This is a genomic window from Alkaliphilus pronyensis, from assembly GCF_009017275.1.
GTDB lineage: Bacteria > Bacillota > Clostridia > Peptostreptococcales > Natronincolaceae > Alkaliphilus_C > Alkaliphilus_C pronyensis.
On the sequence record NZ_WBZC01000063.1, the window covers coordinates 1 to 22,399 of the forward strand.

General features: G+C 35.0%; 19 protein-coding genes. 12 read left to right on the plus strand and 7 right to left on the minus strand.

The features are described 5' to 3' along the window. Positions 1–117: 117 nt before the first annotated feature. Entirely contained in the window at positions 118–1,314 is a 1,197-nt protein-coding gene (locus F8154_RS13505) for an FAD-dependent oxidoreductase (protein WP_151862152.1), read from the minus strand. Between the two features lie 81 nt (positions 1,315–1,395). Beyond that, complete coding sequence (locus tag F8154_RS13510; protein ID WP_151862153.1) at positions 1,396–2,406, minus strand: helix-turn-helix domain-containing protein; 1,011 nt, start codon at positions 2,404–2,406, stop codon at positions 1,396–1,398. A gap of 313 nt (positions 2,407–2,719) precedes the next feature. On the opposite strand from F8154_RS13510, the gene hypB reads away from it, so the two are divergent. From hypB to F8154_RS13535, 5 genes are all read left to right on the plus strand, one after another. Further along, positions 2,720–3,385 (plus strand): hydrogenase nickel incorporation protein HypB, encoded by a 666-nt coding sequence (hypB, locus tag F8154_RS13515; RefSeq protein WP_151862154.1) that lies wholly within the window; start codon positions 2,720–2,722, stop codon positions 3,383–3,385. Then, positions 3,352–6,159 (plus strand): FAD-dependent oxidoreductase, encoded by a 2,808-nt coding sequence (locus F8154_RS13520; RefSeq protein ID WP_243141261.1) that lies wholly within the window; start codon positions 3,352–3,354, stop codon positions 6,157–6,159. The genes hypB and F8154_RS13520 overlap by 34 nt, the downstream gene beginning before the upstream one ends. Positions 6,160–6,191: 32 nt before the next feature. Next, entirely contained in the window at positions 6,192–6,533 is a 342-nt protein-coding gene (locus F8154_RS13525) for a hydrogenase maturation nickel metallochaperone HypA (protein WP_151862156.1), read from the plus strand. 71 nt (positions 6,534–6,604) lie between these two features. Then, the gene (locus F8154_RS13530; protein ID WP_151862157.1) at positions 6,605–7,531 is read left to right on the plus strand and encodes a DUF5692 family protein; all 927 of its coding nucleotides are present in this window, start codon (positions 6,605–6,607) and stop codon (positions 7,529–7,531) included. A gap of 248 nt (positions 7,532–7,779) precedes the next feature. Next, positions 7,780–8,628, plus strand: a complete 849-nt coding sequence (locus tag F8154_RS13535; RefSeq protein ID WP_151862158.1) for an EFR1 family ferrodoxin — start codon at positions 7,780–7,782, stop codon at positions 8,626–8,628. A 105-nt stretch (positions 8,629–8,733) separates the two neighbouring features. Here the strand turns inward: F8154_RS13535 and F8154_RS13540 are convergent, their stop codons facing one another. The 4 genes from F8154_RS13540 to F8154_RS13555 all read right to left on the minus strand — a co-directional run bounded on the left by F8154_RS13540 (position 8,734) and on the right by F8154_RS13555 (position 13,947). Then, positions 8,734–9,339, minus strand: coding sequence for a DNA-3-methyladenine glycosylase family protein (locus tag F8154_RS13540; protein WP_151862159.1), 606 nt, complete (start codon positions 9,337–9,339; stop codon positions 8,734–8,736). 574 nt (positions 9,340–9,913) lie between these two features. Beyond that, the gene (locus tag F8154_RS13545) at positions 9,914–11,002 is read right to left on the minus strand and encodes a GerAB/ArcD/ProY family transporter (RefSeq protein ID WP_151862160.1); all 1,089 of its coding nucleotides are present in this window, start codon (positions 11,000–11,002) and stop codon (positions 9,914–9,916) included. A 219-nt stretch (positions 11,003–11,221) separates the two neighbouring features. After that, the gene (locus tag F8154_RS13550; RefSeq protein ID WP_151862161.1) at positions 11,222–12,409 is read right to left on the minus strand and encodes a Ger(x)C family spore germination protein; all 1,188 of its coding nucleotides are present in this window, start codon (positions 12,407–12,409) and stop codon (positions 11,222–11,224) included. 11 nt (positions 12,410–12,420) lie between these two features. After that, complete coding sequence (locus tag F8154_RS13555) at positions 12,421–13,947, minus strand: spore germination protein (protein WP_151862162.1); 1,527 nt, start codon at positions 13,945–13,947, stop codon at positions 12,421–12,423. 346 nt (positions 13,948–14,293) lie between these two features. Between F8154_RS13555 and F8154_RS13560 the strand changes: the two genes are divergently transcribed. The 3 genes from F8154_RS13560 (at position 14,294) to F8154_RS13570 (ending at position 17,588) form a co-directional block, all read left to right on the plus strand. Beyond that, positions 14,294–14,941 (plus strand): TetR/AcrR family transcriptional regulator, encoded by a 648-nt coding sequence (locus tag F8154_RS13560; RefSeq protein ID WP_151862163.1) that lies wholly within the window; start codon positions 14,294–14,296, stop codon positions 14,939–14,941. 156 nt (positions 14,942–15,097) lie between these two features. Then, on the plus strand, positions 15,098–16,132 hold the full coding sequence (locus F8154_RS13565; protein WP_151862164.1) for a DUF362 domain-containing protein: 1,035 nt from the start codon (positions 15,098–15,100) through the stop codon (positions 16,130–16,132). 208 nt (positions 16,133–16,340) lie between these two features. After that, positions 16,341–17,588: an L-lactate MFS transporter gene (locus tag F8154_RS13570; RefSeq protein ID WP_151862165.1), complete on the plus strand. Its 1,248-nt coding sequence runs from the start codon at positions 16,341–16,343 to the stop codon at positions 17,586–17,588. A gap of 67 nt (positions 17,589–17,655) precedes the next feature. Here the strand turns inward: F8154_RS13570 and F8154_RS13575 are convergent, their stop codons facing one another. Then, positions 17,656–19,026: an alanine/glycine:cation symporter family protein gene (locus tag F8154_RS13575; RefSeq protein ID WP_151862166.1), complete on the minus strand. Its 1,371-nt coding sequence runs from the start codon at positions 19,024–19,026 to the stop codon at positions 17,656–17,658. Between the two features lie 452 nt (positions 19,027–19,478). On the opposite strand from F8154_RS13575, the gene F8154_RS13580 reads away from it, so the two are divergent. From F8154_RS13580 to F8154_RS13595, 4 genes are all read left to right on the plus strand, one after another. Next, positions 19,479–19,907 carry a MarR family winged helix-turn-helix transcriptional regulator gene (locus tag F8154_RS13580; protein ID WP_151862167.1) on the plus strand — a complete coding sequence of 143 codons (429 nt, stop codon included), beginning with the start codon at positions 19,479–19,481 and terminating at the stop codon, positions 19,905–19,907. Continuing rightward, on the plus strand, positions 19,904–20,758 hold the full coding sequence (locus F8154_RS13585; RefSeq protein ID WP_151862168.1) for an SDR family oxidoreductase: 855 nt from the start codon (positions 19,904–19,906) through the stop codon (positions 20,756–20,758). The genes F8154_RS13580 and F8154_RS13585 overlap by 4 nt, the downstream gene beginning before the upstream one ends. A gap of 113 nt (positions 20,759–20,871) precedes the next feature. Beyond that, a complete protein-coding gene (locus F8154_RS13590; protein WP_151862169.1) occupies positions 20,872–21,579 on the plus strand; it encodes an FAD-dependent oxidoreductase in 708 nt (235 codons plus the stop codon). A 52-nt stretch (positions 21,580–21,631) separates the two neighbouring features. Beyond that, a complete protein-coding gene (locus tag F8154_RS13595; RefSeq protein ID WP_151862170.1) occupies positions 21,632–22,315 on the plus strand; it encodes a YidC/Oxa1 family membrane protein insertase in 684 nt (227 codons plus the stop codon). The last annotated feature ends 84 nt before the right edge of the window (positions 22,316–22,399 follow it).

Consider the following 22,399-nt stretch of genomic DNA (forward strand, 5'->3'; position numbering starts at 1 on the left):
CCTTTTTTTCTTTAATTATATCATACAAACCTTATTATTTAAACGTTTATAGACATTTTTATATGCTATTTTATAGTTTGTTTTTACGCAGTCTGCCGTCCCCTTGTGTTATGTCCTTTAGAGGAAATCTATAAATTCCTTTATTGAAACGTACAAATTAGAAATTGAGGGCTTAGAAACCAAAGATCCTATAAGGCATATATTGGTTTCCTTTTGTCGCTCTTTAATATCTACATAAAAATTCTCAGTTAAGTTATCTGCCTTTAGGTGAGGGAATATAAACCATTGCTTAGGGGTGATTAAATGCTTTATTTTAATTCCAGAGGCTTTAATATCATAAGTAATACTGTTTATTAGCTGTTTGCTTATTAACCCATAGCAGTAAGCCACAAGTATGGTTTTATTACTTTGCTTGAAGGTATGGAAAAACTGAATTTTCTCCCTTTGGCCTAGATGGGCTTTGTAGTAGGTGGTTACAAGGTTTTTGTTTTCAACCTCATAGGCACAGGTGATATAAGGGTTTGTATCAATTTTCATCATCAGCCGATTGTATAGACCATCCTTAATTACATCCTTAGGAAGCTTGGTGGTAACCAGTACCTTATCGTAGACATCATAGCCATATTCGGTTTCAACCTTAACCTTATTCCCTAAATGCTGAATATTTTTAACTTCGATATTATATCGTATATCCGAGATGTTTTTGCTTAGTTTATAAATCACTTCTGAAAAACCCGTATTTATAAATAGCAGCTTATTACCCTTTATAAAATAATATATGGTATCTACATTAAAAACATTAAGACCATAATAGGCAGGGATTTCCTTTATATCTCCAAAGCCAAAGGAGGATAAATGGGGGCCAACCACTTCAATAATTGTATTTAGGTTATTAGCTTTAAAAAAGTCATATAGGGAAACCATTAAACCCTTGTCAATATAGCCGTAGTTAGTTTCTTTTATTGTGGGGTACCAAGAGTCAATTATTGCTGTTAGCCTCTTCAGCTCATCCATTAAGGAAGCTACCTTCTCTCTTGAAACCTGTTCAACCTTGGAAAAATTAGCATCTAAAAAGTTTCTATAGGTAAACCTTTCGGTATATTCAATATCCAGTTCAATTAAAAGCTCCTTTATATGCTCTGAGAAACAGAAAACAGTTCCCAATTCAACGTAAAGATCTTTATTTACGATAGTTCGACAATGTCCCCCAGTATATTCCTGTTTTTCATACACAGTTACGTCTATACCCCTTTTTTCAAGAAGGTAAGCTGCAAGCATACCACTAAAACCAGCTCCAACTATTGCATAACCCATTTAAACACCTTGTATAATGATTATTGAATCAACATTATACATTATCCTTTCTAAGATAGCTCTATCCTTATGTAATAGCCTTTAGTACTCTCTTTCAATATACGCCCAAAGTGGTAAAACCATCTCTGAATTTGTCTGTTTAACATGATAGCCAACAGGTGAATAAAGTCTACCACCGTAATCTGACATGTAGTTGATGTTGTAATCCCTAATGTACTTTTGTAAATGTGTTTTAAGCTCCTTAAAGGTAGCAGCACTGTGGGTAAATGCCATTAGATAAGACAAGCAGCCGTCAGTATATCCTTCTCTTAGACCTCTAAGTCTATTAAAAATTTCTAATGGAGCATTACTCAATTTATCCTGCTCCTTTAAAACATGAACGCTAATATCAAATCCACTGTTTTTAAAAATGCCATCTATGTAGCTTATACAATAATCAGTCTTTTTGTGTATAATTTTACTATCCTGAAAAAAGCATAGGTGCTTTACTTCTATGCTTAAATTCTGTGCAACTGGAATTGCCACTGCCGTTAAAATATTCTCCAAATTTTCTATAGAAAGATTACTGTATAGCCTACTACAAGCAATTCTACTAACGTAATCGAAAATTGTGTATTCATAAATGTCGCCAATACCTTCAAAGAAGCCGTAGTATGTAGTCCAAAACAACCAACACTCACCGCTTTTTAACTCATTAAAATCTGGATAGTTGTTATTGTCTCTTTTTCCTCTTTTGTTAGAAAACCGAATCCTTTTAAATCTGGTGGTTAAATTACTTCTTTTCATAACATTGTAGACAGCAGATTCACTTATGTTATGACCGATTTCCTCCAATAGGTATTTTATTTGTCTGGGTCCATAATCGGGATGCCTTTTAACAAGCCTTAAGATTGTCAACTCTATCTCAGCCTTTGTTTTATTTACAGGGGTAAAGTTTTTTTGGGTATTGTCAAGCCCACTGATGCCGAAGCTCTTATATCTCTTTAGCCAACGGTAGTATAGGGTTCTTGATATATTATGTTTTTTACAGGTCAAAGTAACCCCATGCCTTTGCCCTTCAGTTATAATTGCAAATTTTAAATCTTTATCCATGTAATTATCACCTATTAAAATCTTAACATACAAAGCTTTTTTCCACAATAAGGTGAAAAGCTAAAAAAAATTTACTTTATCAAAGTGTTTACAATCATAGTAAAAAAATAAGGATATTTTAAATGGATTAAGAATTTCGTCTATATCCCTAAACTGTAAACACAAAGCTAAAGTAAAAATACTTTAGTTTTCTTAAAAGCTAAGGTGTTGTTGATAAAAATTCAACTTGATATAATTATGCTAAAACCTACGGAAACAGCAGTAAAATATATAGTTAAAAACCTTAATGATTAATCCATAAGGAGGAGAGCATATGGGAGAGTTTAAAGTATTTACAATCAAAAAGAACATTAATGAGGACAATAAAAAGGTGGCAGATGAAACTAGAGAATATCTAAAAAGCCACAATACCTACCTAATTAATGTAATGTCATCACCTGGAAGCGGAAAAACATCAACACTGGTAGCCACTATTGAAGCTCTTAAGAATGAAATGAATATTGGGGTAATTGAAGCAGACGTAGACTCAGATGTAGATGCAGAGGCAGTAGAAAATGCTGGAGCAAGGGCTGTTCAAATGCATACAGGTGGTCTGTGTCATCTTGATGCAACAATGACTAGAGCTGGAATAGACCAGTTAGAAGTTGAAGATTTAGACCTTGTGTTTTTGGAGAATATTGGAAACCTAATATGTCCTGTAGGCTACGATACAGGAGCAATGAAAAACATTGCCGTATTAAGTGTTCCAGAGGGTGACGACAAGCCTTTAAAGTATCCTAAAATTTTTGGAAAAGTAGACGTGCTAATAGTTAGCAAGATTGATGTTATGGAGCATTTTGATTTTGAAATGGAACGACTAAAAGAAAGAGTACTTAAGTTAAACAAGGACATAAAAATAATACCGATCTCCTCTAAAACTGGAGAAGGTGTAGAAGCTTGGCTTAATTGGATAAAAGAACAAGTAAAGGGGAGGAGCTAATGGGTAAAAATTTAGAAAAAACCAATTTTAACAAATCTAAAAGATTTAACTTTGCATTAACATGGGGAGACGTAGATGGAAGAGAATACCGTCAAGAAATATTAGACCTTGCCAACAAAATAGGAAGAACAAAGGCAGGATCAAGTCGAGAAGCAATTCCATTCGGACCAGAATATTATGCACTAGAACCCATCCTTAACCCCTATCAAGCACGAACTGCCATGTATTTGGAATTTAGAAAAAAAATGACGGCAAAAGAGGTTGCTGAAGCAGCAGGAGAACCCTATGAAAAGGTAAAACAAACATTAGAATACTTGGCATGGGCAGGTCTAGCCTTTGTTAATACTATAGAGGGCGTAGATATGTACTGGCAAGATATATTTGTACCAGGACATATGGAACTAATAAACAATAATAAAGAGATAGTAGAAAAGCATCCAGAAGTGGCTGAAGCATTCTACTATTTAGGTAGTAAAAAAGGTCCAATGGCAGCAGGTATTATGCCTATAGGAAGTGGGCCAATGAGGGTAATACCAATAGAAAGATCAATAGATGGCAACAGTAAAAGAGCTACATATGAGGAGATTTCAAAGCACTTAAGGGATGCAACTGTGTTTTCAGTATCAGATTGTTCCTGTAGAACCTCAAGAGAAGCAATGGGAGAAGGCTGTGGACACCTTAAGGAAGAAATGTGTATACAGCTGGATCACGCAGCAGAGTATTACATAAAAACCGGTAGAGGTAGAGAAATCACAAGGGAAGAGGCATTAGAAATAATGAGAAAAGCTGAGGATAACGGTCTAATGCACTCAATACCAAATCTTGATGAGCCAGGGCACACCCATGCAATCTGTAATTGCTGTGGATGTGGATGCTATGCAATGAGATTAGCAAATGAATTTATAAACAACGACATAGTAAGATCAAATTACAAATCAGTAGTAGAGGAAGAAAAATGTGTAGCCTGTGGAGAATGTGTAGATGTCTGTCCTACCAATGCCCTAAGATTAGGACAAAAGCTCTGTTCAAAAACTCCAATAGACCAGGTAATTACAAAGGTTACACCGAGAAACACAGAATGGTTAGAAGACAAATGGAACAGCAATTATAGAATAAATAGAAAAAACACATTAGATTCTGGAACAGCACCCTGTATTACAAAATGCCCAGCCCACATACCAGTACAGGGATATATAAAGCTTGCTTCTCAAGGAAAATATAATGAGGCGCTAGAGCTAATTAAAAAGCATAATCCGCTGCCGGCGGTATGTGGTCGCATATGCCCTAGACTATGTGAAGAGGATTGTACCCGTGGCGACTTTGACGAAGCCGTAGCAATAGACGATATTAAGAAGTTCATCGCAGAAAAAGATCTTGAAAAATCTACAAGATATATTCCTAAGAAAAGACATAACTATAGTGACAAAAAGATAGCTATTATTGGCTCGGGTCCGTCAGGCTTAACATGTGCTTATGACCTTGCACTAGATGGATATGATATTACAGTATTTGAAAAAGAGAAAAAGCTTGGGGGGATGCTTGCCTTAGGTATACCATCATATAGACTAGAAAAGAATGTGCTAGAAGCAGAAATAGATGTAATTAAAGGGATGGGAGTAAAATTTGAAACAGGAATAGAAATTGGAAGAGATATTACACTTGAAGAGCTAAGGAAAAAAGGTTACAAGGCATTTTATATAGCCATAGGGGCACAAGCAGGAAGAAACCTTGGAATAGAAGGGGAAGAAGCACCTGAAGTGGTAAACGGAGTAGACTTCCTTAAAAAATTTAACCTAGGAGATGAAACAACCATACAAGGTAAAGTAGTTGTAATAGGTGGGGGTAATGTTGCAATTGATGTGGCTAGAACCACGGCAAGGCTAGAGAAGGTAAAGGAAACAGAAATATACTGCCTAGAAGCAAGAGAGAATATGCCAGCCCACAAAGAAGAAGTAGCAGAAGCCCTAGAAGAAGAAGTGACAATCAACAACTGCTGGGGACCAACTAGAATAATTACCCAAAAGGGAAAAGTAACAGCAATAGAGTTTAGAAAATGTATATCTATATTTGATGAAGAGGGAAGGTTTAACCCTAAGTTTGACGACAACCACAAAGAAACGGTGCCATGTGACTATGTTTTATTATCAGTAGGTCAAACCTACGATTACGGAGGTCTGTTGAAGGGGGAAGATATAAGCCTTACAAATAAAAATACCATTGAAGTAGACCCAATAACACTACAAACATCCAAGAAAGACATTTTTTCTGGAGGGGATGTTGCCAGTGGACCAAGATTAGCTATTGATGCCATAGCAGCTGGAAAAGAAGCAGCAGTATCAATTCACAGATTTGTGCAGAATGGACAGTCATTAGTGTTTGGAAGAGATACCCATTCATACGTGATGTTGGACAAAAACAACCTTGACGATAGAATTGACTACGACGGAACAGAACGGCAAAGAACTAACCATGTAGAGGGTAAAGTTTCAAAAACCACCTTCAAAGATTTAAGGGGAGTCTTGACAGAAGAGGAAGTTCAAAAAGAAACCGCAAGATGTATTAGCTGTGGAGCTACAAAAACAGATGACTACCTATGTGTTGGCTGTGGGGCCTGTACATTAAAATGTAAATTTGATGCAATTAGACTAGATCGAGTTTACGACGTTAAAGGATATAATATAGATGATGTACCAAAAGCAGTAATTAAAAAGGCTATTGCTAGAAAGGTAAAAATAACTCTAAACAAAATTAATCCATTTACACAAACAAGATAAGAAGTTACCTATAAGAGCAGGAGGATTCTTATATGCATGAACTGGGAATTGTGTTTGAAGTCATTAAAGTTGTAGATGGCTTTGTTAAGGAAAATAAACTAACTAAGGTGGATAAAATTGTACTGGAAATTGGAGAATTGTCTCAGGCCATTCCTAGATTTATAGAGGAGTGCTACCCTGCAGCGGTGGATGAAACTGATTATAAGGAAACAAAGCTTGAGATTATTTCCCTTCCTGCAAATGGTGAATGCAATATTTGCCAAGAGGTGTATAACATTATTTCCAATAGAAAGGTCTGTCCTAAATGTGATGGTCAGGATTTCAAGCTTATTTCTGGGCAAGAATTTAACATTAAAGAAATTGTAGCCTACTAGAAAAATCTTTACCTTTGGATTTATTAAGTATGTATACTTAATATAAATATTAATAAGAAAGGGGAATTATTATGGGCTTTTTATACGAGGGTTTAACTGTTACAAGCTTTTTGGCATTTGTGGTATTTGTTGCTGCGTTACTGTTTTTAAACGAAGTGACAAGAAAATCTAAGGTCTTATCATTGGTGGCATTTTGCGTACTTCCCATTGTATTAGCACTAGGTGTTTATATGGGAGTTCTGGGCTCACCTGCAGGAAAGACATGGTTTGCGTGGGTTAAGGTTGTGTCAGCTCTTGCTGGTGTATATGGCTTTATGCTAATACGATTCACTAAGCTGGGACAAAAACGGTTTGCGGCATTATTTCCATTAGGGATATTATCATTAAACATTGCTGAGGCAGTTTATAGGGAGTTTGAAGTGTTTGCCACTTATAAAACTTTAACTGTGGACCCAGGGGGGGTTCTGGTGCTTGGAGGTACTTGGAACATTTTGAACGGTATAGCAGGCATATTGTGTATCCTTACTTTAACTGGCTTTGGAGGTATAAGAGTTTCAAAGGATAAGTCAAGGGATATGATATGGCCAGACATGACTTGGATGTATATAATAGGCTATACATTATGGAATTATGCCTATGTTTATAATTGTATTTCTACTAGGTCTATGTATGCAGGCTTTGGAATTCTTCTGGCAGCAGTTATTGCAGAGTTTTTCTTCAAAAGAGGTGCATGGCTACAGCATAGGGCTCAAATATTATCTCTATATGCTATGTTCTCACTATCAGTGGATTTTCAAGGGGCGTCGTTTTTTCAAGTTTTCCCAACATACAACCCAAGCCTACTTATGACAATTAGCATAGTTTCTTTCCTCTTTAATGTAGGTGTATTTGCATATATGGTATACATTGCAGCAAGGGATAAAAAGAACCCATTAAAGGAGGAAATTAATACCGATACTAATTACTACAAAAAGACACTAGCAGTCAATAACCTGTAAACAACACAAGGGGACAAACAACACAAGAACAACACAAGGGGACGGTTCTTCTGTGTCCTCGTACGAGAACACAGAAGAACCGTCCCCTTGTGTTTTCCCTTGTGTTTTAACTCTAGCCTTACTTGGCTAGAGTTTTTTGAAATAATAAAAAATGGTATGAATTAACATAAATTTTAATTAACATGATTACACGCCATGATATACTAATACTATATAACATATATTAAATTTAATGGAGGTGAAAAGCTATGTCGAAAAACTTAATTTATTATTTTTCTGGTACAGGTAACTCACTGGCAGCTGCACAGGCTTTATATGAGGGACTTGGAGATACTAAGCTTATTCCTGTTTTGAGTTTAGACATGGAGGGTACATTAGAAATAAGTGATGAGACGGAAACAGTGGGGTTGGTATATCCTATCTACATGAACGCTTTACCAAAAGTTATAAGACAATTTATAAGTAAGCTTAAACCTAGAAGTGGTTGCTATTTTTATGCAGTTGCAACTCACGGTGGTATACCAGGTATGGCAGGAAGCTACCTCTTAAATACTGTAAAGGAAATGGGAATAGAATTAAATGGATACTTTGAAGTTACTATGATAAATAACACACCTAAAGGAGTCGCACCAAAGCCGCTCATGAACTTGAATTGGGAAAAAATCATTGATAAAGACTCTATAAATGATATGAAAAAAAGGTTTGAAAAACAAGTGCCTTCAATAATCTCAGCCATAAAATCAAAGGATACTCAGTCAATTAAAGTATTACAAGATAAGTCTCGTGGCTTAATTTATCATTTAATAAAACTATCATGGAAAATAAACGAATACTCAAATCCTAAGCTTAGTTTTCTATTAGATAAGACCTGTACTGGATGTGGATTTTGTGAAAAAGTTTGTCCATCCTATCGTGTTGTAATGGTAGAAAAAAAACCCGTTTGGAGCCATAATAACTGTTATTATTGTTACGCATGCTTTAACTTTTGTCCTGAGCAGGCAATAGGTGTAAAACATTATGAAAAAAAGTTAGGAAGGTATAACCATCCAGATATTTCATGGAAACATATAGCAAATCAGAAGAAAAACCAAGTATAGAATACACGAGGGGAGTAACACAAGGGGACACAGAAGAACCGTCCCCTTGTGTTACTGTGTTATTTAGCAATCAAATGCAAGTTAATAGGCGATGCTCCTTGTTATCTACTCTACTGACAATTCCCATAAATAGAGGGATGCCACAGAGCCATAGGGGGAATATCTTGTTCTATATATTTCGAATTGCTCCTTGGAAAGATCCTTTAAGTCATACAGTTTCATCATACCTCTACGGATTGCCAAATCTCCATAGCTCACTATATCTAACCTATTTAGGGAGTGAATTAATAGCATCTCTGCTGTCCAAATTCCAACTCCATTAAGGCAGGATAATATTTTTATTATATCTTTATCAGGAAGTAAATGAAGCTTATGGAATTCAATTGCTCCGCCCATTGCAGTCTCAGCAATACCGAGGATATACCCTGCCTTCCTGGTTGTCATACCACATTCTTGAATAGCCTCCTTTTTAATCTTTAAAATATTCTCAGGTGTAACCGATCCAACAAGAATACAAAATCTATTCCATACTGTTTCTGCTGCCTTATTTGATATTTGCTGCCCAATTATACTAAAAATCAATGCTTCAAAAGGGTTAGGCATAACAACTCTCTTAATCATGCCAATTCTATCAATAGCAGCTGAAAGTTTTTTATCCTTCTTCTTTAAATATTCAATTTCTTTTTGCCCATATTGAAAATATCTATTCATTATTCATCCCACCTTACTTTTACATGTTATCTTTTTTATTATAGAGGTGTCAATCAAAGATGATTCTTTTTTAGCCTACTTTTCTTAAATCATGGTGGGTTTTATGGGAATAGTGAAAGATTTTTCATTAAGGGCAATATAAAGGAATTCTTAAGGTAGGTTTTTACTGGTCCATTAAAAATTTAAATACAAGTATGGGGGCAGGGAAACTGTCCCATTGTACCTTCCCTAATTTTCTGATTGTGGCTATTTACATATGTAGGCAACAAAAAAAGATAGGAGGAGGTCGAGCTGTAATGAAAAAAATATTTATTTGCTTAGTGAGTATGCTATACTATTATTCATAAAAAAGTATGTTCCTTCCTTGGTTGTTTTCTTTCACAAATTGAACAATACCACAGAATACATACCTTTGCATTTTTTTGGGGTTTTTTACTAATTCTATAAAGCCATCGTGCTAGCGATTTCGTTCTTCTTCTGTGTCCACATACGAGGACACAGAAGAACCGTCCCCTTGTGTTCATACGAGGACACAGAAGAACCGTCCCCTTGTGTTACTTGTGTTATACTTGTGTTATATTTTTTTTCGGACTTTGCCTGTAATGAATAACAGCACAGGGATAGCAAGCCCAAGTATAAGATTAACTGGCAATGCTATTTTTGTTGAAAACTCTGCCAGCTCAAAGCTGCTTTCTGTTAAATAAAGGGATAGTATAAACAAAAACAGACATAAAACATTGATGAAGGGCTTGGTATCTTGAAAATTAAATACTGATTTCACCATGTTTAATATGACATATAGTAATATTGAGATTAAAGTAAAATCCGACGCTATCCAGGTTACTACTAGAATGGACTCGATTTTCTCAAGAGTATCCAAAAAGGATATTTGCTTTACAGCTGAAAGAAAGGGTAAAGGCATTCTGGCACTAACTGTATGTCCAAGGGTTCCAACTGTTACAGCAATTATAAGAATATTGGTAACTAATAAAAAAAATGAGGACTGAATACCAAATTTTTTTATGTTTTCCTTATCGTTTATCTGATCCGATAGCATGAAAAGAAATATAGCATACACCCATACAGCTATAATAACAAGACTTCCCTTTAGCACGGGCATAATATCTAAATAGCTTATGGGGGTAAGGTTTTGAATTTCAAGCTTTGGACTTAAAAATAATACAAATACTCCAAAAAGAGCTGCAATTATTGTAAATATTATCTCATTCATTCGTGCCAGAACAACCACCCCATATCTACTTGTGTAGGCTACAAAAACAAGCATCACTATTATAAATAACCTTATATCTACATTTGGGAAGATGGAGGTAACGATTCTCTGGCTATAATAGCGGACATAAAGGGCTGCTAATAATGTAATCCATACTATGTAAGCTGACACAATAATTTTTCCAATAAAAGAGCCTATAATATCATATATAATCTCCATTAAAGAAGCATCCTTGTATTTTTGAAAGGTTTTTTGTAGCCCATAAAAAATAATAAGTAAACCAAAGAAGGCTATAAGGGGAGTAATCCAGGCTGCCTGTTTGGCCTGCTCTGAAGTATAAGCTGGAATAACCCTTATGGCAGGAGAATAAACCATAACAATAAATATTATTATCATTTGTCTGGTAGATATCTTTTTTTTGTCTGAAAGCATGGTATTCTTCTCCTTTAAACTAGGTTAAAAAATGATAAAATAATATATGAAAGGCTACTTCTAAAAGGATTGCTAAGATAAAAGTAACCAAAGGCTAATATAATGATAGAAAAGCAACAAAAAGCAACAAGCTCCTTTTTAAGTTTTCTTTTTACCAAACTTAAAATTTCAAAGCAACTTACTACTAAAACTAATAGAATGAATGTAATTAACATTTACTTATCTCCTTCTATACTTACTTGGTTTTGTAATATTATAGGTTCTACTAATACTAGACTCAACTATAATGTTAAAGGGAATACTAGGAAACAGCTGTTCCCATTCACCCTCTATGCTTTTCCATTTTATTGGGTACTTATGATGTATAGCATTACCTACGTCAAAAATGTCAGCCTTTGCTGTTTGGGCATAGTCAATAATTGAGTTAATTTCAGACCTTACAATCTGACTCTGCTGATTTTCGAGGAAGGTAAGTTTTTTTTCATTAAAAACATCTTCCCCACTGTCTATTTCAACAATATTGGTGGTCATTCTAACCTTTATAGTGACACTTAAGTCTTCATTATCTAAATAGGGGAGTATTTCTGCATGGGAATTTATAATCTCCATTGTAATGTTACTGCCTTCCTCAGTTTTCGTATGTATATATCCTGACTCTACTTCATTTATTGTCCAGTTTAATCCTCTTGCTAAATCATTCATAATATAGCCATAAAGCCTTGCATCCTTGAAAATACCGTAGCCCTCTAGGTAAATATTTTTTCCCTCTGACCTTAACTCAGGATAGGAGGTATTCATATCACATGTAATATAGGGAATGTAGTGGACTGACCAAACATTATCAATAGATTTCATTAATTCAATAAGCTCCACCCTTCCTGACTTAGATACCCCAGCTATATTAGCTTGTATATTCTCCAATTGCTCAAAAAGCAGCTCCTTATCCCCCCTCATTGACTTTATTAACTCTTCAGCAGTTTGCCCTTTCACCACTAATACTTCAGAGTTTAATCTAATTTCATGGTCACGGGTGAAGAAGTCCAATAGATTTGCAATATCCTTTTTAGCTGCATCCTCCCCAATAATTATATAGCCAACATGACCTAAGAAAACTCTTTTATCTGTGAAAAAGAGAGTATTTCTAATTGCTTCAAATACCGATTTTCCCTGTGAAGTTATTACATGAAAGTCAGTATTTCCCTGGCTCCCTTCTTCCTGTGCCTGGGTAACCATGGGAGAGGTAAGGGTGATTTTAACACTATCATTATCGCTTGCGATGCTATCAATTCCAAAAACAGTCACAAACATTATTTTATCTATCTCTGAACGGCCATCAATAGGATTTTTACATCCATTAAATAAGCCAACTAGCAATATAATGCTACATAATATCATAAGTCTTTTCATGCATCTTCCCCCTAGCCTTGTCTTTTCTTATTGGTTGCTTGTAAGGAAATTGAACGCTTTTGAAAATATTTAAGTGGTAATCTTACTATTGAATCCTCCATCTGCTTACCCTCCTGTGCAACGAAGGGGGAAAGGTAGGGAACTCCAAAGCTCTCGAGCTTTGCCAAGTGAAACAGCAGTAAAAGGACTCCTATACTAACTCCAAATAAACCTATAATACTTGCAAAAACAGTTAGAATTAACCTCCAAATCCTCAAGGCATTACTTAAATCCTGGTCTGGCATTGCAAAGCCTGATATAGCTGTTGCTGCTATAACAATCACCACCACTGGGGAAATGAGCTTTGCGTTAACTGCCGCTTCTCCTACTATTAAAGCACCAACTATAGATACTGTCTGTCCAATACTTCTAGGTAGCCGTATACCTGCTTCAACCAACACCTCAAAGGCAATTAGCATTACTAGTATTTCAATAAAGGTAGGAATAGGTACCCCCTCCTTTGAAACTTCAATAGCTATTGCCAATTCAATCGGAAGCATCTCTTGATGAAAAGCAGTTATTGCAACATAAAATGCAGGTAGTAATAAGGTTAATACAAGGAGTACGTATCGAAGTAGACGTTTAGAAGAGCTTACCCAAAAATTTTGAGAGTAATCTTCCTGTGCGTGTAAAAACATATTAAGGGTTCCAGGTATAGCACAGGTTACAGGTAAGCCGTCTATAAGCAATCCGACTCTACCAGAAACGATATGGGAACACAGCTTATCTGATCTTTCAGTACATATAACCTGTGGAAATAGAGAGTAATTATTATCTATAATAAACTCTTCAATGAATCCCGTAGCTAAAACCTCGTCAATATCAATGCTATCCAGTCTTTTCTTTATTTCATCTACAATATGTCTGTTGGTAATACCGTCGATATATACTATTGCAATTGTTGTGAGGGTTTGCTTGCCTACTACGGTTTCCTCAATAACAAGTTTAGGTGTTTTTATCTTTCTACGTATAATTGCGGTATTTACCTTTAGGGTTTCTACAAATGCATCCTTAGATCCCTTAACAACATTCTCACCAGTTGGCTCTGTAATGGCTCTTTTATCATAATTCTCAATATCAAAAGTAATGGCAATTCTTTTATTATCAAATATTAATGCAACACTTCCACTGATGATATAATTTAGACATTCCTCAATTTTTCCTGTAGTTTTAGGGTAAGAGCAATATATATTGCCCTTTTCTATATGCTTTATAATATCCTCTTCACTATTTGCCACAGCAATAATAGAGTCATGAAGCAGTGGTTTTAAAATATCATTATTTAATATTTTTTTATCTATTAACCCCTCAATATATACTATTGTTAGGGAAACATTATTCTTTTCACCAATGTCTACACTTGTGAATATAACATCCTTGCTTAACCCTAGAGTGTTCATTAAGTTATGGGATGAAATTTCACCATCTGTCTTTATAGATATTTCCTCATCTTGAGGCTTAGAATTTCGCCTTCTTGATTTTTTTTTAATTATTCGCAAACCAATCACCTCTTAATGTAGAGTAACCAGTTTTAGCAATTCTATGAGCTATATAGTAAATAATTTACCTTAGCTATAAAGAAAACTTAGTTCAGATGGAGGTTTTACTCCACCTGAACTATAGCTCCGCTTACTTTCTAGCTTGGCGGCACTTATTTCCTGCTTAAGAAACGGGAGTATTAGTAACGCCGCTGAGATATGTGTAGTTAAAGCAAATATTAATGATATAGAAGCTGAACAGTTAGAACAATTTGGTACTGTACATTGACATTTAAAAGCCACTATATTAGAATTAAACCATATAGTCCAGACTTAAAGGTCTAAACATAGGAGGAGGGAAAGAAAATTGTCTAAGAGGGAAGATATTATAAATACAGCAATAGAGGAGTTTAGCAGCTATTATTATGATGCTGCATCTATAAACTCTATTATAGAAAACTCCAGTACCAGTAAAGGGACCTTTTATTATTATTTTAGAAATAAAGAGGCTCTGTATATAGAATTAATAAAGGAATCAAAAAATATGAAGGAGAAGCTTTCTCAGCAAAGGGAAGAAGAGGTTGTAAATAATAATACTACATCAATTTTTCAAATAATTAAAAGGAGGATAAAAGCTTCTATAGACTTTGGAATAGAGTACCCAAAGCACAGCAAGTTCCTTATTAATGTTGCAAATGAACCTAATACTAAAATCAAACTAAAGGTGAAGGATTTATTTGGAGACAGTGATGATGATCATCTGAAGGAAGTAATAAAAAACAGTATTTATAATAATAAAATAAGAGAAAATTTGCCAGAGGATTTTATTTGTAGCTTAATGTCTTATCAGACCACTTGCTTTACAGAGTTTCTCTTAAGCTCAGGCATTAGCTTAGATTCTAGTAATATAGGGATAATAAATCAGTATTTAGAGTATTATATTGACTTTCTAGAAAAGGGTCTAGGTACCTCCAGTCAAAAAGTTAAAATCATTAAGGACATAACATACCTATAAGTTGTTTATCTCAACAGCGCCACTAACACTCCCTATTCTAAAGGGGGAGTTAAGTGTCGCCAAGCTTGAAGGTAATTGGAGCTTAGTTTTTTAGTTGGGGGCAAGCTAAGGAGATACTGCGGCAATACAATTAGAGTAAATAAGGAGAGATTTATAATGAGTGAGGTATATTTTATTAAAAATTCGTCTGCAAACTATGCCGAATTAGGAAAGGATGCTTTACAACTATTAAAAGTAATAGTATCAGAAACTGGATATAGCCTTGAAGGGGAAGTACCTATAAAAGTCCATTTTGGTGAAAAGGGTAATACTACCTTTATTCCTGCAGTATGCTATGATGAAACTATAAATTATTTAAAGGAAAATAATGTTTCACCTGTATACATCGAAACAAATGTATTGTATAGGGGAGCAAGAACCACCTCACAAAGCCATATTGAAACAGCCATAAGACATGGCTTTACACAAATACCAATAGTTATAGCCGACGGAGAAATTGGTACAGAATACCATGAGGTAGTGATAGATAAAGAATACATACAAAAATGTAAAATTGGTAGAGGGTTTAAAAAATATTCTAAGTTTATTGTTATGAGTCATTTCAAGGGACATGTTCAAGCTGGCTTTGGTGGAGCCCTTAAGCAATTGGCAATGGGCTTTGCGGCACGGGGAGGAAAGCTAGAACAGCATTCAGATATATCTCCTGTTATAAGTGCTGAAAGATGTAGTGGTTGCGGACTTTGCGTAGGGAAATGTGACTTTGATGCAATTTTTAGAACTGATACTGCTGTTATAGATGAGAAAAAATGTATTGGATGTGCTGGATGTATAGCAATTTGCCCAAAGGGAGCTATAAGAAACTCGTGGGGTGGATCAAATTTTCTCGAGAAGCTATCAGAATATGCCTACGGAGCAGCAAAAGACAAGGACAATATATATATCAGCTTTCTTCATAACATTACTAAGGATTGTGATTGTATGGGTAAACCAATGGAACCAATTACTGACAACATAGGCATACTTGCTTCAAGGGACCCAGTGGCATTAGACACAGCATGCTTAGATATAGTTCAAGAAAGTAGTGGAGAAAAGCTTTTTGACAATGGTAGGATATCCTTAAAGCATGCAGAAAAAATTGGTTTAGGTAATATGGAATACAAATTAATAGAAAAAACTAGACAAGCTATTTAAAGTTTGATATTTTAGTAGATTAGTTATAAAGCCCTCTACTTATGGGCTTTTTCTATGCAATTTATACCATAATAGTCAGCCAAGGAACAGCAACTGCTGACATAATCATAACTGTGGCAAGTTGATGTCAAAAAACTATATTGCTTCTAGTCATTCTTATGTTATGATATTAAAATAAGAAGTTAAAAAAATGATTAGAGGTGAGTTCATGACCAAGAGTTTTAATCGTGGTTGGATAGTAACAATGGCTGGTTTAGGTGTGAATTTAATGCTAGGTGTATTATATGCATGGGGGGTTATTTCAGCTGCCTTAATTGATCAGTTGGGCTGGAAGGCTACCACCACCCAAATACCCTACATGGTTGCCTGTGCCCTTTTTGCTCTTTCTATGGTTCCTGGCGGAAGACTACAGGATAAGCTTGGGCCGAGACCTGTTATTATGGCCTCTGCTGTATTAGCAGGCATTGGCTTTATATTTTCAGGTCTATTCTTGACCATTACTGGTTTAACGGTTTTCTATGGTATAGTTTTTGGTGCTGGAATGGGTATAGGCTATGCTGCTCCAACACCTGCTGCTGTAAAGTGGTTTAGTCCTAAAAAAAGGGGAGTTATATCAGGTATAGTTGTAAGTGGCTTTGGTTTAGCACCAGTTTATATTGCCCCTTTAACTACAAAGCTTCTTTCTACATTTGATTTAAGAACAACCTTTTTTATACTAGGAGGAGGTTTTTTCGTATTAATCATGCTACTTGCCCAGTTAATAAAAAATCCCCCCAAGGACTATGTACCAGCAGATTTACAGGATAGTAATTCCTTACCAAAGGAGAAGTCCTCTAATGATAGTAAAATTGACTATAGCTGGAGAGAGGTAATTAAAACTAAGCAATTTTATTTGCTTTGGACTATGTTTTGCTTTGGAACCTTTGCGGGACTTTTAATTATTGGACAATTAGCCAAAATTGGTTTAGAGCAGGCTAACATGAAAAATTCTTATATGCTTATAGGCATATATGCCCTCTTTAATTTTTCTGGGCGAATAGGCTGTGGAATAATATCTGATAAGCTTGGTCGTATGAAGACATTGTTCTTAATGTTCTTACTTCAGGTTATAGCTTATGCATTATTCCCAAGCTTAAACGCACCGACTACCTTAATGATAGGTATTGCAGTTGTAGGCTTTACCTTTGGAGGAATGCTTACCATTTTCCCATCTGTAACAGCTGACTATTATGGATTAAAGAATTTTGGTGTGAATTACGGATTGGTTATAACAGCCTGGGGGATAGGTGGGGTATTCGGCCCTCTAATAGGTGGAATAGTTAGAGATGAAACAGGAGCCTATGCATTAAGCTATATTATTTCAGGAGTATTGAGTCTATGTGGAGCTATATTAACCTTCTATATTAAAGCACCTCAAGGAGCTACAGATATTAATTACGCAAAAACAACTGATTAAATTTTATTGCAAAGGTCAGGATGACAATCCTGACCTTTGTAGTATTGTATTTTTTTGTTTAATATATTTAGCTATTCTGATAGGTTGAAGGCTTATCTTTAGTAAAGTTTTCCTCGTAATCGTTAACAACCTTAACAACAAAGGAGGCTAGTCCCAGTAATGCAACTAAGTTAGGTATAACCATAAGTCCGTTGAAGGTATCGGCAAGCTCCCAAACTATTTCAGCACTCATGGTGGTTCCTACTACAATGCAAACTAAAACAATAATTCTATACCAATTAATTCCCTTTTTACCGAAGAGAAACTTAATGTTAGACTCTCCAAAGTAATACCAACCGATTATAGTTGATAGAGCAAAGAAGAACAAGCAAATTGCTACAAAGGTACTTCCAAAGCCACCAAACCCTCTAATAAATCCTTCTTGAGTTAACTGTGCTCCAAACAGTCCAGAGGAAAAGGCTCCCGTATTTAATATAACTAATGCAGTTAAAGTACATACAATACCTGTATCAATTACTACTCCCATGATGGCAACTAGTCCCTGCTCAGCTGGGTGTTTAACCTTTGCAACCGCATGGGCATGTGGAGTAGAGCCCATACCTGCTTCGTTGGAGAATAATCCCCTGGCTATACCATAACGGAAGGCTTCTTTAATAGATGCCCCAATTATTCCCCCAGTTGCAGCCATTGGATTAAAGGCTCCCACAACAATCATTCTTAAAGAAGGTAAAATCATATCATAATTCATCAAAACAATGATTAATGACCCTAGTATATAAAAAGCAGCCATAATTGGTACAACCCTTTCAGTAAAGGAAGCGATTCTTCCAATACCCCCCATAACAATTAAACCAACCAATAAAGCAACAATGAATCCAGTAACAATTTTGGGTATATTGAATGCAACCAATACAGATTCAGCGATAGAGCTGGATTGAACCATGTTCCCCATAAATCCTAAAGCCAGTATGATGGAAACTGCAAAGAAGCCTGCTAAAAACTTACTTCCTAAGCCTTTTTTTATGTAATAGGCTGGTCCACCAGTAATTTCACCATCAACCCTTTCGGTATGAAGCTGAGCTAAAACCGCCTCGGCAAAAATGGTTCCCATGCCAAAGAAGCCACTTATCCACATCCAGAAAATAGCACCAGGTCCCCCCATAGCTACTGCAGTAGCAACCCCAGCTAAATTACCAGTACCTACCTGGGCAGCTATGGCTGTAGTTAAGGCCTGGAAGGATGACATTCCATCTGCATCTGCTTTATCACTTTTCTTAAAAAGACCACCAAAGGTTTGATCCCAAGCGATTTTAAGCTTTCTTATTTGTATAAACCTTAACTTATAGGTAAAAATAACACCTGTTCCTACCAATAGAAAAAGCATAACAGGACCCCATAAAATACTATTAATTTGATTTACAATTGCCATAATATCCATTTAATACCCTCCCTGAAGTTTTTTTGTTTTGTCTAATATCCTCAAAGGCCTTTATCAGCTGCGTTACTAATGTTCTGTATTTCTTGCTAGAAAGCCTAATTGATAGAGTATAGACATATGACTTTAAAGCTATAGCTTTTACCAAGTAATCATACAATATTGTTAAAAAAATATCAAAACCAATAGAGTCAAATAAGCTATGTTTATCTAAATATTTCTATATAAATTGCATTAATACTTAAGAAAACACTATAAGCAAAGAGATTTATTTGTAAAATTATCATTCTTTTTACAGAATATTGATAAAATATTAACAATTAATAGCATAATTATAGTCTGATTTCAAATGTGTATATTAAAGCATAAATAAAGGTATTGACAACAGTTGAATAAATGTGTACAATATAGTTAGTTATACTAACTAACTAATTACAAACAAAGGAGAATATATAATGCAAGAAAACATCATGTTAGCAGCGGAAGAAATAGCTATGTTTTGTAGATTGCAAATGTATGTAAAAAAAGGCCTGCCCATTAGATCCAGTGAGATGGGTGTGTTAATTTATGTTCAGAAGCAAGTTGAACCAGTTACTCCATTAATGATAAGCAATTTCTTTCAAATTGCTAAACCCTCAGTAACCACAATGATTAATGGCTTGACTAAAAAGAATTATTTAACAAAGGTACCATCTCCCACTGATGGAAGAAGCTATATCGTCAGCATTACTGACAAGGGGCAAAGGCTTGTGGCTTCAACCCATGATGATTACTTTAAGATTATAGAGCTGCTTAAGGATAAGATGGGAGTAGAGGACTTTACTGTATTTCTTAATTTATTGAAAAGTGCAAATGACATATTAAAGGAGGTAAAAAAACAATGAAGATACTTATAACTGGAGCATCCGGTAATGTAGGAAGATATGTAGTTGAAGCGCTAATTAATATGGGGGAGAGTGTAGTTGCAGCAGGAACTAATGTTGAAAAATTAAAAGATATATTTGAAAATAGGGTTGAAGTAGTTAAGTTTGACTTTGAGGATGAAAAAACCTTTGACAATGCCTTAAAAGGAGTAAATCGTGTATTTTTAATGAGACCTCCACATCTTGGAAAGCCAGAGGATATATATCCCTTCGTAGATTCTATGAAGTCACATTCTATAGAATTAGTGTCCTTTTTATCTTTAATGGGAGTTGAAAAAAATCCTATTCCACCCCATCATAAAATTGAGAAGTATATTGAAAAACTAGGCATTCCATATGCCCACATTAGACCTGGCTTCTTTATGCAAAATCTATCTGGAATACATTCAGTGGAAATTAAAGAGAAGAATGAAATATTTATTCCAGCTGGTAATAGCAAAACAAGCTTTATTGATGCTGCAGATATTGGCCTTGCAATAGCAGCCCTATTACACCAGCCTGAAAAGTATAAGAATACAGCCCATACTATAACTGGACCTGAGGCCTTGGATTATTATGAGGTGGCCAATATACTAAGTAGTGTTACTGGCAAAAAAATTGTGTATAAAAAGCCAAGCTTTTTAAGGTATAGAAGCTACTACATTAATAAAAGAGGATTAGATAAAAATTATGTAAATGTAACTGTAGCTCTATATTTTATGACTAGAATGGGTACTGCTAAAAAGGTAACTAATGGCTTTTATGAATTAACTGGTAGAAAACCCCGTACTTTTTATGACTTTGCACGAGACAACATAGATGCCTTTCTTTAGAAGGGATGGACTAATAAGTTAAGGAGTATAGGTATTTTAAAAATAATTGTTTATTGGTTTAAAGTCGATGGTATTAAAATAAAAAAGTAATTATAAAAGGGGATGAGTAAATTATGATTTTGTTAAAGGATATATTACCAATATTTAAGAAGCATGATATTTACTTGAAGGAAAAGCACAAAGAGGTAGGGGATATCTATACCTTTATATTTGAAACGGAAAAGCAAATAAAATGGAAGGCAGGACAACATGGTGTATTCACAATAAGCCATAAAAAGATAAATAAAGCTACACGAGCTTTTAGTATAGCCTCAATTCCATCTGAGGGACACATTAAAATATCAATGAAAATCAGTGAAAAGCCAAGTGAGTTTAAAGAAGCTATACTAAATCTTAAACCAGGCATGAAAATGTCTATGAGGGGCCCCATAGGATCCTTCTATACTGAAAAAAACAATCCTCTTTTATTTATTGCAGGGGGTATAGGTATAACTCCCTATAGAGCGTTAATTAGAAACCTTATAACTAGCCCTGCTGAGCTTTCCAAAGATGTAGAGCTGCTTTACATGGACAGTCGAGATGAGTTTATATACAGAGAGGACTTTGACAAAGCAGCTAAGGAATCTTTAATAAAAGTCAATTATCTAAATAAACGGGAAAGCTTAAGTGAGAAAATAGAAGGCTTTATTGATAAACATGGTAATGAAGCTGAATACTTTATTGTTGGATCAAAGGCAATGATTAATTCTATGGAAGCTATCTTAAAGGATAAAGGAATTAAGAAAAAAAATATTAAAAAGGATACTTTCATCGGTTACTAAAGCTAGTAAAGAAGGTGGACTATTGTAAAACTAATACATGGAGGTTTTAATTTTGGATATTTTGGTAAAGCCGTTAGGGGCTCTTCTAAAGATAATATTTGATATTGTAGGAAATTATGGTTTTTCAATCATTATATTTACAGTAATTGTAAAACTAGCAATGATTCCTTTAACCTTGAAGCAGACAAAATCCATGAGAAGAATACAGGAGATTAATCCAGAGCTTAAGGCGCTTCAAGAAAAATACAAGAATGATCAAGAAAAATTAAACATTAAAGTAGCTGAGCTTTATAAAAAGCATAATGTAAGCCTCTCTGGAGGATGCCTACCTTTGATTATACAATTGCCAATAATTATAGCCCTGTTTACAGTATTGAGGAATCCTATAGATTACGGCTTTTCTCAAGAGGTAATACAGGCTGGTTTCTTATGGATAGCTAATTTATCTGAAGCAGATCCATGGATATTGCCTTTAATAGCAGGCTTCACAACCTATTTAACAAGCATTACTGCATCAACAGACACTAATAGCCAGCAGAACTCAACTACTATTATTACCAAGTATTTTATGCCTATTATGATTTTTTGGTGGGGTAGAAGCTTTCCAGCGGGGTTAACTTTATATTGGGGAATAAGCAATATATTCCAGCTTGTTCAGCAAATATCAATTAATAGATATTTCTTAAAGCAGAAGGAATTATCATCTAATCAAAATGTTTATTATAAAGAAATTTGAAGTTGCTAATATGTTACAGTTTCACTTTCTATGAACTCAATAGAACTGCTGTTGGTGATACAAAAAAAGAGTCAGTTAACTGAC

Excerpts from the sequence above, each read along its gene's own strand:
- F8154_RS13505 (WP_151862152.1), bottom strand. The coding sequence starts at position 1,314 with ATGGGTTATGCAATAGTTGGAGCTGGTTTTAGTGGTATGCTTGCAGCT.
- F8154_RS13510 (WP_151862153.1), bottom strand. The coding sequence starts at position 2,406 with ATGGATAAAGATTTAAAATTTGCAATTATAACTGAAGGGCAAAGGCAT.
- hypB (WP_151862154.1), top strand. The coding sequence starts at position 2,720 with ATGGGAGAGTTTAAAGTATTTACAATCAAAAAGAACATTAATGAGGAC.
- F8154_RS13525 (WP_151862156.1), top strand. The coding sequence starts at position 6,192 with ATGCATGAACTGGGAATTGTGTTTGAAGTCATTAAAGTTGTAGATGGC.
- F8154_RS13530 (WP_151862157.1), top strand. The coding sequence starts at position 6,605 with ATGGGCTTTTTATACGAGGGTTTAACTGTTACAAGCTTTTTGGCATTT.
- F8154_RS13535 (WP_151862158.1), top strand. The coding sequence starts at position 7,780 with ATGTCGAAAAACTTAATTTATTATTTTTCTGGTACAGGTAACTCACTG.
- F8154_RS13540 (WP_151862159.1), bottom strand. The coding sequence starts at position 9,339 with ATGAATAGATATTTTCAATATGGGCAAAAAGAAATTGAATATTTAAAG.
- F8154_RS13545 (WP_151862160.1), bottom strand. The coding sequence starts at position 11,002 with ATGCTTTCAGACAAAAAAAAGATATCTACCAGACAAATGATAATAATA.
- F8154_RS13550 (WP_151862161.1), bottom strand. The coding sequence starts at position 12,409 with ATGAAAAGACTTATGATATTATGTAGCATTATATTGCTAGTTGGCTTA.
- F8154_RS13565 (WP_151862164.1), top strand. The coding sequence starts at position 15,098 with ATGAGTGAGGTATATTTTATTAAAAATTCGTCTGCAAACTATGCCGAA.
- F8154_RS13570 (WP_151862165.1), top strand. The coding sequence starts at position 16,341 with ATGACCAAGAGTTTTAATCGTGGTTGGATAGTAACAATGGCTGGTTTA.
- F8154_RS13575 (WP_151862166.1), bottom strand. The coding sequence starts at position 19,026 with ATGGATATTATGGCAATTGTAAATCAAATTAATAGTATTTTATGGGGT.
- F8154_RS13580 (WP_151862167.1), top strand. The coding sequence starts at position 19,479 with ATGCAAGAAAACATCATGTTAGCAGCGGAAGAAATAGCTATGTTTTGT.
- F8154_RS13585 (WP_151862168.1), top strand. The coding sequence starts at position 19,904 with ATGAAGATACTTATAACTGGAGCATCCGGTAATGTAGGAAGATATGTA.
- F8154_RS13590 (WP_151862169.1), top strand. The coding sequence starts at position 20,872 with ATGATTTTGTTAAAGGATATATTACCAATATTTAAGAAGCATGATATT.